The 17,298-nt window shown below is 52.9% G+C and carries 19 protein-coding genes; 4 read left to right on the plus strand and 15 right to left on the minus strand.

Features of this window, described 5'->3' with window-relative positions:
* Positions 1-27: 27 nt before the first annotated feature.
* Together CO251_RS13355 and CO251_RS13360 are read right to left on the minus strand one after the other, a co-directional pair.
* Positions 28-1,980, minus strand: coding sequence for an EAL domain-containing protein (locus CO251_RS13355; protein ID WP_158246351.1), 1,953 nt, complete (start codon positions 1,978-1,980; stop codon positions 28-30).
* 36 nt (positions 1,981-2,016) lie between these two features.
* Positions 2,017-3,276: a globin-coupled sensor protein gene (locus CO251_RS13360; protein WP_103376312.1), complete on the minus strand. Its 1,260-nt coding sequence runs from the start codon at positions 3,274-3,276 to the stop codon at positions 2,017-2,019.
* A 354-nt stretch (positions 3,277-3,630) separates the two neighbouring features.
* Here CO251_RS13360 and CO251_RS13365 point away from each other — a divergent pair, with 354 nt between their 5' ends.
* Complete coding sequence (locus tag CO251_RS13365) at positions 3,631-4,083, plus strand: deaminase (RefSeq protein ID WP_103376313.1); 453 nt, start codon at positions 3,631-3,633, stop codon at positions 4,081-4,083.
* Here CO251_RS13365 and CO251_RS13370 read toward each other — a convergent pair.
* The 3 genes from CO251_RS13370 to CO251_RS13380 form a co-directional block, all read right to left on the minus strand.
* Positions 4,080-4,439, minus strand: a complete 360-nt coding sequence (locus CO251_RS13370) for a hypothetical protein (RefSeq protein WP_103376314.1) — start codon at positions 4,437-4,439, stop codon at positions 4,080-4,082. The two genes, CO251_RS13365 and CO251_RS13370, sit on opposite strands and share 4 nt — an antisense overlap.
* Before the next feature lie 245 nt (positions 4,440-4,684).
* Entirely contained in the window at positions 4,685-5,170 is a 486-nt protein-coding gene (locus CO251_RS13375; protein WP_242968605.1) for a GNAT family N-acetyltransferase, read from the minus strand.
* Between the two features lie 35 nt (positions 5,171-5,205).
* Positions 5,206-5,784, minus strand: a complete 579-nt coding sequence (locus CO251_RS13380) for a hypothetical protein (protein WP_242968606.1) — start codon at positions 5,782-5,784, stop codon at positions 5,206-5,208.
* A gap of 312 nt (positions 5,785-6,096) precedes the next feature.
* Between CO251_RS13380 and CO251_RS13385 the strand changes: the two genes are divergently transcribed.
* Both CO251_RS13385 and CO251_RS13390 read left to right on the plus strand, forming a co-directional pair.
* Positions 6,097-6,711, plus strand: a complete 615-nt coding sequence (locus tag CO251_RS13385; RefSeq protein WP_103376315.1) for a hypothetical protein — start codon at positions 6,097-6,099, stop codon at positions 6,709-6,711.
* A 267-nt stretch (positions 6,712-6,978) separates the two neighbouring features.
* Positions 6,979-7,209: a DUF2249 domain-containing protein gene (locus CO251_RS13390; protein WP_103376316.1), complete on the plus strand. Its 231-nt coding sequence runs from the start codon at positions 6,979-6,981 to the stop codon at positions 7,207-7,209.
* Between the two features lie 123 nt (positions 7,210-7,332).
* Here the strand turns inward: CO251_RS13390 and CO251_RS13395 are convergent, their stop codons facing one another.
* The 10 genes from CO251_RS13395 to ureA all read right to left on the minus strand — a co-directional run bounded on the left by CO251_RS13395 (position 7,333) and on the right by ureA (position 15,578).
* On the minus strand, positions 7,333-7,725 hold the full coding sequence (locus tag CO251_RS13395; RefSeq protein ID WP_103376317.1) for a phosphate-starvation-inducible PsiE family protein: 393 nt from the start codon (positions 7,723-7,725) through the stop codon (positions 7,333-7,335).
* 205 nt (positions 7,726-7,930) lie between these two features.
* Entirely contained in the window at positions 7,931-9,214 is a 1,284-nt protein-coding gene (locus CO251_RS13400) for an MFS transporter (protein WP_207654687.1), read from the minus strand.
* Positions 9,215-9,341: 127 nt separating this feature from the next.
* Entirely contained in the window at positions 9,342-10,214 is an 873-nt protein-coding gene (locus CO251_RS13405; RefSeq protein ID WP_103376318.1) for an acyl-ACP desaturase, read from the minus strand.
* A 257-nt stretch (positions 10,215-10,471) separates the two neighbouring features.
* Complete coding sequence (locus tag CO251_RS13410) at positions 10,472-11,314, minus strand: urease accessory protein UreD (protein WP_103376319.1); 843 nt, start codon at positions 11,312-11,314, stop codon at positions 10,472-10,474.
* Positions 11,304-11,930: an urease accessory protein UreG gene (gene ureG / locus CO251_RS13415; protein WP_103376320.1), complete on the minus strand. Its 627-nt coding sequence runs from the start codon at positions 11,928-11,930 to the stop codon at positions 11,304-11,306. Before ureG ends, CO251_RS13410 begins: the two co-directional genes overlap by 11 nt.
* Positions 11,931-12,001: 71 nt before the next feature.
* Complete coding sequence (locus CO251_RS13420; protein WP_103376321.1) at positions 12,002-12,694, minus strand: urease accessory protein UreF; 693 nt, start codon at positions 12,692-12,694, stop codon at positions 12,002-12,004.
* Positions 12,684-13,148, minus strand: coding sequence for an urease accessory protein UreE (locus CO251_RS13425; protein WP_103376322.1), 465 nt, complete (start codon positions 13,146-13,148; stop codon positions 12,684-12,686). The genes CO251_RS13420 and CO251_RS13425 overlap by 11 nt, the downstream gene beginning before the upstream one ends.
* 23 nt (positions 13,149-13,171) lie before the next feature.
* Complete coding sequence (ureC, locus tag CO251_RS13430; RefSeq protein WP_103376323.1) at positions 13,172-14,887, minus strand: urease subunit alpha; 1,716 nt, start codon at positions 14,885-14,887, stop codon at positions 13,172-13,174.
* The gene (locus tag CO251_RS13435) at positions 14,884-15,258 is read right to left on the minus strand and encodes an urease subunit beta (protein ID WP_103376324.1); all 375 of its coding nucleotides are present in this window, start codon (positions 15,256-15,258) and stop codon (positions 14,884-14,886) included. Before CO251_RS13435 ends, ureC begins: the two co-directional genes overlap by 4 nt.
* On the minus strand, positions 15,255-15,578 hold the full coding sequence (ureA, locus tag CO251_RS13440; RefSeq protein WP_103376325.1) for an urease subunit gamma: 324 nt from the start codon (positions 15,576-15,578) through the stop codon (positions 15,255-15,257). The genes CO251_RS13435 and ureA overlap by 4 nt, the downstream gene beginning before the upstream one ends.
* Positions 15,579-15,726: 148 nt before the next feature.
* Here ureA and CO251_RS13445 point away from each other — a divergent pair, with 148 nt between their 5' ends.
* Positions 15,727-17,244, plus strand: a complete 1,518-nt coding sequence (locus CO251_RS13445) for an NAD(P)/FAD-dependent oxidoreductase (RefSeq protein ID WP_103376326.1) — start codon at positions 15,727-15,729, stop codon at positions 17,242-17,244.
* Positions 17,245-17,298 lie beyond the last annotated feature (54 nt).

A 17,298-nucleotide genomic window follows, 5' to 3' on the forward strand; every position in this document is an offset into this window, starting at 1 on the left:
TCTTCCCCAAGAGAGTCCTCTTTTTCTTTATGCCTTAAGACTCTGATAGATCGCCTGTTTCCACCGTTTTTCTGCGACGGCACTTCCGCCCGATTCATGCCAGGCTTGATGCACTTCGAGAATTTCGTCAGGCACGGAACCATCGGCTTTCCACAAACACAAGGACGCGTCCGCTAACGTTCGTTCCGAAACCCAGTGCCAACTGACCAATCCCCACAATCCTCCAGGCGCCGGGGATGCCGGAGAAACGCTGTGCGAAGCCCAGAATTCCACGGACTCTGGACGTCCCCATAAAAACCCTTGGCCCGCCTCCATCCCCAAAGCCTGGGCCACCGCTAAATGCTCCGACCGCTCAATGCCTTCGCCAATTACGGGAATGCCCAAGGTCTTCACAAAATTAACCATCTCTCCAAGCGTAGGAATCCATCGACCCGGATCCTCGGCAATCCGGCGCCAAAAACTCCGGTCAAACTTTACCCAAGCCCACGGCTCTTCCATGAGCCGATCGAAATTGGCATAGCCCGCCCCAAAATCATCGAGCGCAAGCTGAGCACCCGCTTTCACGAGCGCACGCACGAACTGCCACCCTTTATCATCAATGCGTCCGGACTCCAAGAGTTCCAGAACCACGGTACCGCGGGCAAATCGTGTCATGGCGCGTTCCAGAATGACTTGACCGGCCGCATCCGACAACAACTCGGGTACGACATTGATCGACACCTTGGCCTGGGGCAACCGCGAGGCGTCGTGCTGCAATGCGAGAATGCCTTGGGCTAATAATTCTCGGTGGTCGGCTAATCCCATGAGAGGGAGAAACTCCGAAGGTGCCAACAAAGTGCCTGCTTCGGTTCGCCAGCGTGCTAATTGTTCCCACTTAATCGGACGATCGCTTGCGATATCAACAATCGGTTGGTACCGCCATTCCCAATGCCCACGTGCTAAATCGCGCCGGTTCGTCCCCAAAACTTGGGCCTCTAGCCCCGGAACCAAGCTCGGCCAACTCTGACGCGTCAAGAGGGCGAGCAACTCCAGCCCGTTTTTCACATCGGGATTCTGCCACTGATGGGGATATTGACCATATAGGACAAGAACGGCTGCAGGACTGTTGGCCATATCAAGCAACGGCACATAACATACCGAACGAATCGGGTTGGACTCAGCCTCCACATGCCGGTCGAGTGCGACCATCGTTTGATCCCACCACGCCGCCCACGCGCCGTCTTTGCTGTCTATGTCCCACAGCGCCCGAAAGTCTTGCACAGACACAGGCAATGAACCAGACGCAGCCAAACATTCCCAACGGCCTTCACACCCCTGCGGCTGCCATATCTGCACCCCGATGACACCCGGTGCTTGTTGCAAAGACCTGGCGACCACGGACCACAAGGTGGCCAAATCCAGCGGCTCATGAGCGACGACGTGAAAGGTCTGCCGCAATGCATCCCACCACTGGCGCCGGGTGTCATCGAATCCCTGCAATTCGGCACGCAATTCCCGAACAATGCGCTGATCAAGAAAACTTTGCACCGCCCAGCGTTTAGGGGCCAGCCATCGCCGCGAATTAATTAAGGCTTTGACTGCCTTTTGATAGACGGTAAACGCAGCGACAAATTGTCCCTGTTCCAAACCCACCAACGCATGGGTTTGGCCAGCCTGATAAGCCCACTGGGCGATAGCGTCGTCTGGTTGATGCGGATCCATGAGCTGAATCAGATGACGGTGCATCGTCTCTTGAAGCCGAGTCCATTCGGGAGGCGTCAAGGCATCTAATATTTCGGCATTGTGCGGATCGCGGCGAATTTCGTTGTAAAACTGGATGACAAATTGGTCTGCCCCCATACGCATAATACCCTGCACGGCAGCATCAAGAGCATCGATCGAGGCCTGGCGAATAGGCAGACGTGTATTTAATGCCTGGCGGTGAATGCGTGCCACGCGAATCGCCTTGTCCAACCGTGCGCTCTTTACCGAATGTCCCACGTTACCATAACTCCTCATTCCGTCTCATGATAAGATTCAGGGCATGACCGGCTGCAGCTGCTTTTTGGTGATGACGGCCGTTAACTGCTGGGCAATGCGCGCTAAATCACGCGCTTGTTGCGTTTGATCAGAAGCCGTTGCGCGTACTTGGTGAACCGCGTCAGCCGCCTGCTCCACCTGCTGTTGGAGCGCATGGAAGACCTGCTGTGTCGCCTCGACCGCTTCTTGAATGGCCGTGAACGATGCTACCACCGCGCGGTTAGCCTCCGTTTCATGATCGAGCGTTTTTTGCGCTTCTTGTACCGCCCCGTCCAGCACCGATAAATGGCGCGTAATGCCCCCAACGGTGTCGTCAATGGTCCGTGTTGCGGTCTGTGATGCCTCCGACAGTTTCTTGACCTCATCCGCCACGACAGCAAAGCCTCGTCCGGCATCCCCTGCGCGTGCCGCTTCAATGGACGCATTGAGTGCTAGAAGGTTGGTCTGCCTGGCAATATCTTGAATGAGACGAGTCGCTTGACCAATCGCTTGCGCTTGCTGCTCCAAGGCCTCTTCCGCCGTCAATACCGCTGACAACGTGGTCGCTAAAAGCGCAGCCCCCTCTTGCAAATCGCGTACAGCCGCCGTGCCGTTTTTGACAGCCTGTGCCGTCGTTTCGGATTGTCCGATCGTATCTTGCATCGCCGTACGCATGCTGTCATGCGCTTCCGCCACTTGCGCCACCGTACCTTGTGCCTGCTCGGCACTAGCCGCCAAGCGAGTCGCCTGATCGGACAGCGTCGCTTCTACGGCTGCAATATCCTGGACAGTGGTGTCAAGCGCCTGGCGTTCTTTATCCATTCCTTCTTGGTAGAGACTAATCGTCAAGACCATATCAGCCATCAAACGCTTGCTAATCGCTTGGCGAACCTGTTCGCGCTCGTGAGGATCATCAGGCCACTGAACATCCACCTGATGCATAGCTTGCGCCCAAATGAGACGGTACGCCCCCAAATACCAATCAGGAGTCAGATGGATCCGCACATGGGCTGCGGCAATCGCGTGAATGCGGCGGCGATACGCATCCCCCGTCGGAGCTTGGCCTAAACCCGCCAAATATTGCCGCATGGATCCCCCTAATTGTTCATAGCTCGAATGCTGCTGCACAAGGGCGTTCAATTGCGAAACCGCACGCACTTTTTCATAAAAATGCGGGGTCACCGTTTCAGCCACCACGTTCCAATCAAGATGACCCAAAGCCGTTTCATCCTGGGTATCCCATTCCAAAAAGTTCATAAATTCTGTCCAGTTATCCATTAGAACCACATCCTTCACCTTAGTATAATGAAAATTGTAGTGTGGTGAATAATAAACACATAATTCTAACGCACATTTATTGTACTTATAGGTTAGCTAGTATTTTCCCTAGTGAACCATCTATTCAAAATTCCCTCAACCTCTACGCACCTTTGTCTAATCGATACCATTTTGCTTTCCCAAACGTTCCCAAAGACACCGTGGGTAGCAAAATCACCCCTCCTATAGTGCGGTAAATGGCAAAAGGCTGCCATGCCCCTCTATTGGGAGAAATCCTGCAACACCTATACCAAAAGGTGTGATGCCAAGCGCGAAATCTAGACGCATGGTATCTGGTAGCGATACAATGCCTCTATGACAGAGAAAAAGCCTTTAAGGGCAGGCGGAAACGAACGCGTCTCGTGGACGGAATATTTTGGGACACTGAGCGAATTTGTGGCCACGCGCTCGACGTGTCCTCGCCGTGCTGTGGGTGCTGTGTTAGTGCGAGATCACCGCGTTATTGCCACCGGTTACAATGGGGCTCCCTCGGGAGAGCCCCACTGTCTCGACGTCGGCTGTCTTATCGAAAACAATCACTGTGTACGTACAATTCATGCGGAATTGAATGCGCTGTTACAATGCGCTCGCTACGGCATTGCCACCGAAGGTGCCGATTTATACTGCACCGATCTCCCGTGCCGCTATTGTGCCCGCTCCCTTGTGCAAGCGGGTATTCGCCGCATTTTCTTTCGCCGCCTGTACGACAGTCCCGAAACATGGACACTGGCCCAATCGGCCGGCATCGAGCTAATCCCTCTGGACTAGGCACCAGACTTTGTCTCATGTTCGGCATTTCCCCGGCATTTCGACCGCACTGATGAGTAAATGCGGCACACCTCCGCAAGGTGCGCGATTTCAATGTCGCGGGCCTCGATTTGGCTTTCTAGCCGTTTTTGGTACGCTAAACACTGCTCGAGTTGGGCTTTATATTGGCGCACGCTCTGTTCATAACTGTCATAAAGAGCGGTTTGCGACTGCCGGCACGGCATCTGGCGTGCTATATTTTGCACGAAGGACACCGGTACGTTATACGTTCTAGCCACCGCCGCTGCGGAGGGCAGACGACACAAATCCCGCCGAATACGGGCCTTCAGTTCTTCTGAATAATGCTTGGACACCATGGGCTCACCCCTTACCGCTCATGCTCCGATCCCGTGAAGCGCTTAATGATAACGATAAGGCTGCAAAGAGAGAACGGGGAGTGTCATACGGCCCTATTTGACGTGACCCAAGTGGCGTGTTTTTTTACAGTCCGATTAGAATGACACTACAGCATGTACGGTCAAGTCTTGACTGCTCCATTGTAGCCATGAGCCCACAACACAAGGCTTGCGCAAACAACAGCAACAGCGCAGCAACTCCTCCCCTACAAGGATTTTTCCAATTCCCACTCATCGTGAATGGGAATCCCGTATTGGCCCACAAGCGGAATACTTGGTTTGATGCGCCGCGCTTGATCAATGGCTCCCGTATGGATCCCCGTTAAGCGGTACCCACGGCGCTGATAAAAACGTAGCGCATCCACATTGTCATTCGATGTGATGAGCCATACTTTGCGGACTGCTCGCCGGCGCAAGGATGATTCCAGCGTTTGCAGCAGTGCACTGCCGATACCACGGAGCCTGGTTGTGGCATTAAGACTCAAGATTTCCGCCCGGTCTTCTTCAACATGATATGCGGCTAGACCCACGCGCTCGCTCCCATCCCACGCTATCAGCTGCTCAAGGTCCGTTAAGCGATACGAGCGGCCTTGTGACACCATGACCGTCCCGCCCCATTCCTTGCTCCACAAATCCATTGCCCATGCCATATCCTGAGATATGCTAGGCGTTTTCACGACAATGTCCGCCACCCTACCGTTTGCTCCTTTTTGGGGTGAGAATACCGTTAGCCGGCGCCCATACTCCAGGCGATGCCAAGCCCCACGCCAAAGGTACTAACCATGCCTACCAGTACACTCGGATGAAAGCCTGATAGCACCACGTTAATTAATAGCAACAAAAGCGCCCAGCGGACGGCCCCTTGATAATTGTACCGGGCCATGACATAAACATAAGCGCCTGCCAACCCAAACACGGACAATGCCGCAGCCCCTGCCCCCATGACCGTCATTACGGTAGCACCGATAATTCCGGACCCAAAAAACACCGCCACATATTGCCACGGCTTTAACACCTGCTCGAGCTCCGACCCAATAAGCCATACAAACAGCCCGTCAAGAAGCAGTCCTAACAAACTGCCAGGCAAAATGGTCGAGAGCACAATAAAACCTATGCGCCCCCCGTAGACAGACACATCAAAAATCCAACCCGGAAAGAAATTTTGAATTCCCCAGCCCACAACCAGCAACCCGATAATCACGAAGGTGACGGGGGTCCCTTGTCCTCGGCGCGTACTGCGATCACGCCGCAGCATTTCCCGGCGACGGTCGCGCCAGAATTTCTGGGCCTCTCGGTCCATTCCCATCAGCCTAGACCCTCCCTCATCGCGAACGATTCCTACTCTTTTCCTAACGGTAGCAGATTTTGGCCGTTCCTGCAGGAACGTTTGCTGGCATAGCTTAAAGTCTATCGCCGGGATATGCCCTCCAAACCAGAAAACCTCTTTCATCACAACATAGGCTACTCCGTGTCCATCAGAATCCCTCCCAACGAACCGATTCGTTCGAGTGATAACACTCCACCGGAGTCGAGAAAAAATAGGCCGTATTGTCGTCTTTTATTTTAGGTTATTTTAGAATAACTTGTTATTAAAAGATGTCTGAGGAGTGATTCGCCTATGCAACCCATTTATTACGGCTGGGACGCCGCCAAAGAACACGATCAAGAGGTCGGACACCAACTATTTGACCGTCATGCCACAACGAAACGAACTGTGGAGAAGCTAGCAGATGGTATTCGTACCCTGACGACATCTACCGATCCGGTCACCGTAGCCCTATTGCATGACCATGTGCTGGCAATGGAAGAACGCATGCGCAAAGGACTCGTCATGCGCCGTTGGGATCCGTTTTTTCCCGAACTTTTCCGGTACGCAGACGAAATCAATCAACGCGTAGAACCACGCCCTGAGGGCATTCTCGTCGAAGCTCATTCGCGCAACCCTTATGTTGTCCAACTTTTGTACCGACACGCCGAGGCCGTCACAGATTTTGCCAAGCGGGGCTGGGAAGCAGCAAGAGAACCTCATCAACTTCCGCCAAAGCCCACATCGTCCCTGTCCACTCCCCTATCACAAGACGCCCCCATGCCCACCAACCGTCGTTCAGCAGACGATTCCCGGCCATTGCTGAACGACCAAAGCCAAAGCCCGTCGGCTGTATATCCACAACAATGCCGGGGCCAAGGAGGCCATAGACGCGGACGCCATGGCCCCAGCAACGTCTGGCGCTAGAGAGAATCCACGGCAAGCACCCTGTCATCCCCAAGTTCACGTGCGTGTCATTTCCTCATCAAAAGGACATCATAAGGCTATCCTTGTACACTACGCCTTTCGGACGGCCTTGTCACACACCTTTCTTGTATGAGGTCAATACAAATCGTACGGATAGGTGATATGCGATGGGGCGCTTTAGCAGGTAAGGTAAGGACAAGTAAAGAGATTTTCTTGCACTAGCTTCAATTTAGCTTCTGCTTGACTATTGCAAAGGAGTGAGACAACATGAAACTATTAGATCTGAAGGGCTTACCGGCTAGTGAGCGGCGCCCACGGATTGCGGAAGCGGTCAAGGATCTAGAACCCGGAGAATTGGCCATGATTGTCATTGCGCACGAGGATTTTTGGGGAGCCATTCCCAAAACGATTGAAGGATTTTCGGATCAAGTGAAGTTCGAATCGATTACATTCGAAAACGATTACAACACGTTTAACGTCCTCGTGTTCAAGAAATAGCAAGCCAAACACACGACGCCAAACGCTTAGCCTAGGCGTTTGGCGTCGTGTCACCTTATCGATTCACCCCAGACATGGTCATATCAAGAACGAACAGCGTAGAGCCACGCTTGACACCCGGTCTTATACCGTAGGTGATTTGTCGCGGGCTTCTTGGCTCTCTGCTTTCGTACGGGCTGCCACGATAGCCCACGCCATCCACACGATCACAAACAGCGTGGTGAGGGCTCCACTCGCCCAGAGGCTAGAAATACTCGGATGGTCTGTGACCGTTAACAGCACCAGCAAGTGGCGGGCAGAGGCTAACGATAGCAAAATGATAATCAATTCGGGACGAAGATGGTGTGTTGATTGCATGACGCGAGCGGTGTGAGCCAGCTCGGCGAAGAGGAACGCTAGCATTAACGGATCAACACTGGTATGCAAAGCGCCTAATAAGTGGGGATACGAGGTCACCCACTGCCAAATCGCCGTTCCAATTGCTAAGGCTGTCGCCAAGGTAAACGCTAAAGTCATTGTTCCCCATAACCACGATTCAAATTGACAGCGTATGAGCGCCCCTCCTTTAAAATCATAACGTTCTTTGATGATACAATAGATACTTCCGGCGACACAACGTGCCGAACCGCGGTCTTTTTATCCCACACAAGAGACCCAGCTCGTATGTCGTTCGCGCTAAGCGTTTACGCGGGGCTTCTTTTAAAGGCAATAGAGGCGAATCTCAGGCACTTTCTGCCACCAGGGTTTGCCTACGGTACGCCAACAAGAAACCCAACGCTGCGATTAACAACACGACAGGCAGTCCGCCAAGCAAAATCCGAAATCCCCAAATTGCCCGCGCACTTTGGATAGTGCGCCGGGAATCAAATCCACTGACGGCGAAGAACAGCGCCATGATGGCATATTGCACGGATAATCCAATCCGTACAATGAAGCCATTCATGCCTAAATACATACCCTCTCGGCGCTGACCGGTTTGTTTCGCATCATAGTCAATAACGTCGGCTAACAGCACATTTAGCAAGACAAGAAATCCTGATATCGACAGCCCCAAAATCACTCCCGTACCAATGACGGCGCTCGGAGAGTGGTCAAACAAAAATGAGAGCAATGTGAGTGCACACAATGCCGTACTGAGAAGGGTCGCAGTCGCATTGGAGAAGCGATTAGCGATTTTAGCCCACAAAAACGACACAGGAATCGCCACAACAAAAATTGCGCCCATAAAAAGGCTATACTGCAAGGGAGACAAGGGCACCACATACTTCGTGTAAAAGGCTGCAATCGTCGTCAGCATGGTGGTGACCAGTTGAATCAAAAAGCTAGCCACCACATAAAAGACAAATTGACGATTTGAGAAGGTGGCCCGTATCGCATCCTTAAAAGCCAACGCGGGCACAGCCCGATATGCAGGATCTTCAAAACTGCCGAAAAGGGCGAGATATACGGAAGAACTGCCCAGCAATCCAAACGCCAACGCCATGGCTCCCCACCCAATGAGTTGGCCTAAAGACTTGGACAACGCAACCCCTAAAATGAGACCCACAATTCCAAAGACCTGCGACAAAGCCGAGACAAAATTACGTTGGTGCGACTCTTGATACATTTCGGGAAACAAGGCCATGATGTTGAGTGTTGTGACGGTAAAAAAGAAATCAAAGAGAAAGGTCAATGTCAAAAAATAATAAATCAATGTCGTAACCCCCAGCCGAGGCGGGCTAAACAGAAAATAAAAGGCGAGTCCAAAGGGCAATGCGGACACCAGCACATAAGGAATACGGCGCCCCCACCGCGTCGTCGTGCGGTCACTCAGGTAGCCGGCAAACAAATTGAAAAATGCGTTAATAATTCCAAAAGCAATCAAGCCGAGCGATAAAGCGGCGCCCGGCACGTTCAACACGGTGACATAATAAAATACCGCCACCGTATTGAACGCTTGCCACAATAAATTTACGCCAAGTTGGTTGCTGCTGTAAAAAATCATTTTCCACATTGGCACCCGCACGACCTACGCCACCTTATTCCCGCACTGAACAGCTCTTGGATATCAGCATAGCGAACTTGCTAGCGTTTGTCTTTGAAAAAAACGGGGTGGTACACGAAAGGTCACCCTACGTGACCCCTGTGCGGATTTAATCCATTGCAGGCGCTTGACGCCCTGCGAGACGCTGAAGCTTCACAAGATATTGATCGAGTGTCCGCCTTGCTTCACGAGTTCCTGCCGACACATCATAATGGAGCACTCCCCAAAATTCGAGAACCACTTTCAGGACATTTTGGTAATACGCGTAGATGCCGTAATTCGCGTACTTTGCAATGACGTGCAGGCGCTGGCGAAAATTGGGCATACCAAATCCGGGCATGACAAACTTCGGAATGATACGACACACGGTGGCAATCCGAGACGGGTCGTCATCAATATAAGCCTTTGCCGCATCCCGGTAAAAGGCATAATGGAGCGTCTCGTCTTTCGCAATCACACGGAGGATCTTTGATAACACTGGATCTTGACTCTCGGCAGCCCGTGCTAAGTTGAGATAAAAAACACGGGTGGCTAATTCCTGCAAGCTCGTATAGACCATTACCGCAAATGGATCCCCTTCGTCGTTTTGCCACCCGTTACTAATCACATTTTTGCGGACTTGGTCCCGCGCTTCAGGCTCCCCATTACGACTCAGCAAGAGATAGACATCTAATATCCGTCCATGCTGGTCCTCTTCGCGCGTCCATGTATGAACGAATGCCTTTAACGCGGACGGAGCTTGAGCAAACACCGCCTTAAGGCCCGCCGTAAACCATGGCAAATTAATCTCCGTCAACATGGCGGTTTCAACAGCAACCGTCAATTCAGGACTAATCGTTCCTTGATTCGGGCTCCACGGATGCTCATTAAAATTTTTCCCACGTTCCCACGGCAAAAGGTTGTGATATCCCCAGTCCACCTTGTTGCTAAGTTCTAGATGACGTTGATACAAGGTGTCTAGAGTACTCTCAAGATGACTCACGATCTTTCGCCCCTTTGGAATTTTTCCTACTTTACCACATCGGGCGTTAGAAGTCATTACCGTGTTCATGAGCTCCGTTTACCCCAGAGCTTTCAGCTCAAAGGGCAGACGATCAGGGTATGGATTTACGGAGAACTGTGCGCCCAAAAGCCCTGGCCCCCACCGAAGAAGCACTGGGACGAATCATTCTACAGAACGTTCTGATCGTTCAAACGTCTATTTTTGGAAGGAATTAAGGTCCAACCTCTCGTTTTTACTCACTGCCATTGTCCACCTTGTCCCAGCAGCATAAAAGGTTCTCCCATTTCAGGCCACGCCACCCTTTTCATAACCGCTATTAAATGTCTCTCCACCGTCGCCCCGTCGTCCGCCAACATGCGCCACAGCATGCCTCCCGCAATGGGAGAGGCACCCCAATAAATCTCCTGATTTTCTTGACGCTTTGCTAACGGATTATCTCCGTATGGTCCAGGCAAGATATCGGCCTGCGGTAACGCCGTCGTAACGCCGTTTGCCTTCCATCCCACCGCTAAGAGCTCGCCCCAAGCCTGAAAGGATCCCCAGTAGCCCTGCTGTTGAAGACGGACCCTGGCCGGTTCAAAAACTTGACGCGAATGATAGCTCGGCCATAGAGCCCCGTCTTGATGCACGGTCACGGTGCTGCTAAACGACTGGAATCCAAAGGCCTCACCCGAAGCAATCCGCCCTGCGACGATCTGTTCTCCCGTCATCAACCGACTCCGCTCTCCCACCGTACATACCATTGTCTGGCTATAATTAGCGTCTTTAAACGGAATAAAAAGCCCTGGGACCATCACGAGAGTTGCGTGGTCTTTGACATGAATTCGTCGGTCGTGACGTCCTGATCCATCAGGCATACTGAAAATCTTAGTCGCGGCTTGCTGGACCACAACAAGTTGGGCGCCCGGTTCCACCGTGATTTCTGTTTCCCAATGGTCGTCCTCCAAGATGCCCCCCAGTTCTGCCGCCACGACATAGGCCGGATCACGCTGTCGCAAAACAAATAGATGAAGCGGAGGCTCCGCGTACACCTCCACTCGGTCGGGGAAGGCGTGAATCCATTGCCGATTAGTCCCCACCTACAGCGCCATCCAATCCGGTAAAGAGTGCATCGCGTTTGACAATTCTCAAGAGTTCCCAAAACCCGTCCCCGGTTTTAAGGTTGGTCAAGACGTAAGGCTTGTGACGCATGCGCTCGGTGTCTGCACGCATCACCTCAAGCCGTGCTCCCACGAACGGGGCCAAATCTGTCTTGTTAATGACTAAGAGATCCGATTTTTGAATACCCGGTCCTCCCTTACGCGGCAATTTCTCTCCAGCCGCCACATCTATGACATAAATGACAAAATCGGCCAATTCGGGACTAAAGGTCGCGGCCAAGTTATCGCCGCCACTCTCAATGAGGAGAATGTCGAGATCTGGAAACAGGGCACACAAATCATCCATCGCATCTAAATTCACCGATGCATCTTCGCGAATCGCCGTATGGGGGCATCCCCCCGTTTCCACACCCCTTATCCTGTCTGAAGGCAATACTCCACTTTCCACTAAAATCCGTTCGTCCTCGCGGGTATAAATATCATTCGTGATAACAGCCACGCTATACTCCTCTTTCAACGCCCGCGCCAACCATTCTACGACCGTTGTTTTCCCCGACCCTACTGGTCCCGCCACGCCAATCCGCACAGGCTTCATGCCACCGCCTCCTTTGATTAACAACTCCGCCTGGCAGGGCGGACATTTTCACACAAACGGACTTAACGGCCTTAGGAGCGAAATAGACGGGAATACAATCCCTGATGACGCATGCCGGCAATTTCCCACATCGGCATATGATTACAAAGGTCATCCAGTGTAGTGTTTTGAACAGCCTGCAGGGCTGTGAATGCCACAGGCCGCAAGTGATGCAACATCCGTTGGCCCGCCGACTGACCCAAGGGGATTAGACGCACCAGTGCCTGCACCATGCCTGACAGAGAGAAATAGGCGTATCCTGTTAATGTCGCACGTTCCCCCCACCCTCTCACTCGGCCTAGAAGTGCAATTATGACTGCAGCGTTACCCAGCTCTTTGTAAACCCGCGTTAAATTTCGGTAGGCTTGCAGTTCCCTACTGTCTAACAACGCAGCCGCTTCTTGCAAAATCCGGCGTCCCGTTAATAAAGACCCTTCCCGGGATTCTTGACTAGCCCGGCTTGCACTCAACACCCCATCGATGGACGCTACCTCCTCCACAAGCGCATTATCATGCCCCCGCCATACCTGGGTTGCCGCGAGAGCATCTGTCCAAGCCCAGCTATCCTCAAGAACTTTTCTCAGATACTCCATCCAGCAATCCTCCCCGGAAACCCACCCTTCTTGCACAATCGTCTCCAACCCAAAAGAGTGGGCAAATGTCCCCGAGGGGAACAAGCCATCGAGAAATTGCAACATTTCCCAGAGGTGATGTTCAGAGGGCATGGCGATGCCCGCTCCGACTTCTGGTCGCAAAGCCCCGCGGCAAAATCCGTTCTTCTTGACGACACGAAACCTTCAGCGCGTGCGCTAATGCCCGCAAGCTTTCTTCCGGTGGCGCTAGCACCGTGTGCCCCTCCACCAAACACGGCTGGTGCAAATTGCCGATGTGATAACACAAAGTTCCCATTTCCTCAAACGTCTTGGGTTCCATAACCCACACCGCAACTGGCTGCATCCGCGCCACAATTTGATAGTGCCCATCATCATAAAGAACATCGTGATGGCCAATGGTCGTAAAGCGAGGTAAATCGACGAGCAGTAAGCGGCCTTGTTCTGTCTCTTTCTTCCAACGCAATTTGTCGCACAGCTCTACATCAATGTCCACCCAATCAATGGTTTTCTCCGTCTGATGCTCCTCATATATCCCAATCACGGCGGTCACCGATACGGGTTCCATAGACCTGTCTCCTCTCCCCAAGCTCAGAATAAGAAATACCGCTGCGCTAAAGGTAAAGCGGCGGCCGGTTTGGACGTCACACGCTCGCCATCCACATAGACGCGGTACGTTTCGGGATCTACGCGAATATCTGGAGTTTCGTGATTAAGAACCATGTCCCGCTTCGAAATCGCACGACAATGTTGGACAGGATACAAGGGGCGCTGTAAGTCATAGGATTGGACTTGGCCGCTATCAAACGCCGTGCGAGATACAAACGTCCATGCCAAGTGAGACGGCGCCGACCCTTGGGCCGCAAACATTTCCCGCATCAATACCGGCTCAACCGTGGGCACTGAGGCATTCGCATCCCCCATCATGGCCGCCACAATGAGTCCTCCTTTGATAACCAAAGACGGTTTTACGCCAAAAAACGCCGGATGCCATAACACTAAATCGGCCCATTTGCCAACCTCGACCGAACCGACGAGTTCCGCAATCCCATGGGTTATCGCGGGATTTATCGTATATTTCGCCAGGTAGCGGCGAATTCTCCAATTATCGCTCTCGCCATCATCTTCTCTTAAAGAACCCCGTTCCTCTTTCATCTTGTGCGCGGTTTGCCATGTTCGCAAAATGACTTCCCCGATCCGGCCCATGGCCATGGAATCAGACGAAATCATGGACAAGACCCCCAAGTCATGCAACACATCTTCCGCCGCAATGGTTTCGCCGCGAATCCGGGAATCTGCAAACGCCACATCTTCACGTAACCGCGGGTCCAAATGGTGGCACACCATCAACATATCCAGATGCTCTGCAAGGGTATTCACGGTATAAGGACGTGTAGGGTTTGTTGATGACGGCAACACATTGGCAAATGCGGCGACGCGCAATATATCCGGTGCATGGCCACCTCCTGCGCCTTCGGTGTGATACGTATGAATCGTACGGCCGCCTATAGCGTCCAGTGTCCGCTCGACAAACCCCGCTTCATTGAGCGTATCCGTATGAATTGTGACTTGGACATCGTATGCATCGGCAACCGTTAGACACGTGTCAATAGCTCGGGGCGTAGTGCCCCAATCTTCATGAAGTTTTAAGCCAATCGCCCCGGCTTGCACCTGCTCCACTAAGGGGTTTGGAAACGCAGCATTGCCCTTTCCCGTCAACCCGACGTTAACCGGGACATTACGCAAAGCTTGAAGCATCCGCTCGATATTCCATGGGCCTGGCGTGGCCGTCGTCGCATTCGTGCCTGTAGCTGGTCCCGTACCGCCACCAATAAGCGTTGTCAGACCGGACATAAGGGCTTGACGAGCCAGTGTGGGAGTAATCCAATGGACATGGCTATCAATACCGCCCGCGGTAAGAATCAGCCCTTCCGCTGAAATCACTTCCGTGCCTGGGCCTATCACGAGAGCGGGATGGACGCCGCCCATGATGTCCGGATTTCCAGACTTCCCTAAGGCAACAATTCTTCCGTTTTTGATGCCCACATCGGCTTTGACAATGCCCCAAGTATCCATAACAACAACATTGGTGATAACCAGATCGGGCGCACCCTCCGCCGATGTTTTCCATCCGGATTGGCCCATGCCATCGCGCACCACCTTACCTCCACCAAATTTGGCTTCATCACCCGGCACAGTCCAATCCGCCTCAACTTTGGCCCACAAATTCGTATCCGCCAACCGGATGCGGTCTCCGGTTGACGGACCATAGGCATGGGCATAGTGCTGGCGGCTCATGCGGCTCATTGGCTTTCCCCCATAAACCCCTGTTTGCGCGCAGCTTCCAATGCCGCCTTACGGACAAGGGGATCGTCCAACGACCCTTCCGTCAACCCATTGAGCCCAAAAATCCGACGAGCGCCTCCAATAGGGATCAGTGATACCTCTTGACTTGTTCCCGGCTCAAAGCGCACCGCAGTTCCCGCCGGTATGTCTAAGCGCATTCCAAAAGCTGTTGGGCGATCAAAGGCTAAAGCGGCATTGACCTCAAAAAAGTGAAAATGCGAGCCCACCTGCACAGGACGATCACCCCGGTTACTTACCGACAATACGACGGGATCGTTGTCCCCATTGATGACCCGCTGACCCTCGCCATAGCAAATCTCGCCAGGAATCATTTTGCCGCCTCCTTGGTCGCTCGAATGGGCTGGTGCACGGTCACCAGTTTAGAGCCATCGGGAAATGTCGCTTCAATTTGCACACTGTCCACCATTTCAGGCACCCCTTCCATGACCTGGCCCCTGTTTAGTAAGGTAGCGCCATAAGACATCAACTCTGGAACGCTCATACCGTCGCGCGCTCCTTCCATCAATGCCGCAGCAATATACGCAACGGCTTCGGGATAATTGAGGCGAAGACCTCGTTCTAGTCGCCGAGCCGCCAAGTCACCGGCCACGACAATCATCAACTTTTCTTGCTCGCTGGGACTTAGCAGCATGCCTTCCCCTCCTAATGCGCGCATTATATCAATCAATTCCAACAAATCTCTTGTTCCGCCTGCTAAAAATTTAGTGAACCACAGCCGTTTTTTATTAAATTGATGCCCGCAGTATAATAAAATGGTCAAACGACAGGAGCGATAACATTTGGTCAAACGAAGCGTCGGCATTATTGGCGGAGGGCTCGCAGGCCTGACAGCTGCCGCTTTTCTCACGCAAGAAGGTTGGTCCGTGGACGTCTTCGAACGCGCCGACGCCCCCGGAGGATGCGCCAGCGATTATCTTTTAGGGGGATGCCGGTTTCCAACCGGGGCGACTATTGCCTTTGGGCTTGAGGAGCATGGAGCGTTACAAAAACTGCTGACCGCTTTGGACATTAACGTGACGGCGCATGTCTTGCACCACCCCTTAGATATTGTGTTAGCTGATCGTGCCGTGGGCATTTATACTGAGACCTCTGTGCAAACGCAAGAATGGCAACAAAAATTCCCGTCCATTGCCCCACAAATATCTCGTCTCTTTCATCAAAGCCAGCTCATCGCCGATAGCCTATACGCATTAGCCAAGGTGCAATGGTCTTGGCCACTTAGCTCTTGGCATGACGTGTGGATAGCCGCAAGCACCCTATGGCAATATCCGCGGTCTTGGTGGGGCCTGGCTCGTTATTTCACCCAGCCTTGGCGTAGCCTGTTGTCGACTTATCACCTGTATCCTCCCAAGACGCCCGACCAACAAGCCTTTATGCAAATGCTGGACGCCTTATTAATCGATAGTATCCAAACCACCAGCGAAAACGCATCGGCACTCATGGCATCCCTCGCTTTGGATATGTATCGCCGGGGAAGTTACACGATAACTGGCGGCCTTCGCACGCTTGCAGACGCTTTAGTACAACGCATTGAGAGATCGGGCGGGCGTTTGCATTACCGCAGCATCGTCAAAATGTGTCGCTGGGACGAATCGTTAAAGCAGTGGTCTATCAGTACCGGTCCTCAAGAGCCCAACGAGTGTTCCGACGTGATTAATGCCACCGGGCGTCCGTTACCCGGGCCGTCCGCTCACGTGACGCACACCCCTTGGTCGCCCATGACCCCATCTACCGGGGCCTTTCGCGTTGATGGGGTCATAGCGCGTCGCCACTTGCCTATGCCGTTGGCCTCCCATTTGCCCCGTTCATTTCAAATCGTATTGCCTGATATAACAGGCCGCCCCTCTTATTTGCATGGGGCCGTCTACCTGACGTTCCATCACAACTTGTGCTCTAATGCTCAAGACATTTTGTGGACAGCAACAGCCCATACAGCCGTACAGTATTGGCACCCTCGGTTGCCAAGGTCCGTTTACCACGCCCGCAAAGAGCAAGCGGCGGCGCAGGTCATGGCCGCATGCGACCGGGTCCTGCCTCATCTCGCAGCGCTTTCCAGCGCGGTCTATGTCGCCACCCCTGTTACCTATTACCGCTTTCTCCATAAGCACGGCGTCGGTGGCATCCCGCTGACGGCCCAACAATTGCTTCATATCGCAGGGTCACGTACCGCCCACCCCCATCTCTATCAAGCCGGGGATACGGTATTTCCGGGTCCTGGCACCCTCTCTGCCGTGTTAAGCGGATTCTTAGCCGCCCAGAACGTCGTAGGCCACCGAATCCGCTTGCGTTCTTCCTAAAATACTTATAGGCACTAAAAAAGCCGCCCCAAGGCGGCTGAGGTGGATCCTCAC

The sequence above is a fragment of the Sulfobacillus sp. hq2 genome (genome assembly GCF_002903155.1).
In the GTDB taxonomy this organism is placed as follows: domain Bacteria; phylum Bacillota; class Sulfobacillia; order Sulfobacillales; family Sulfobacillaceae; genus Sulfobacillus; species Sulfobacillus thermotolerans.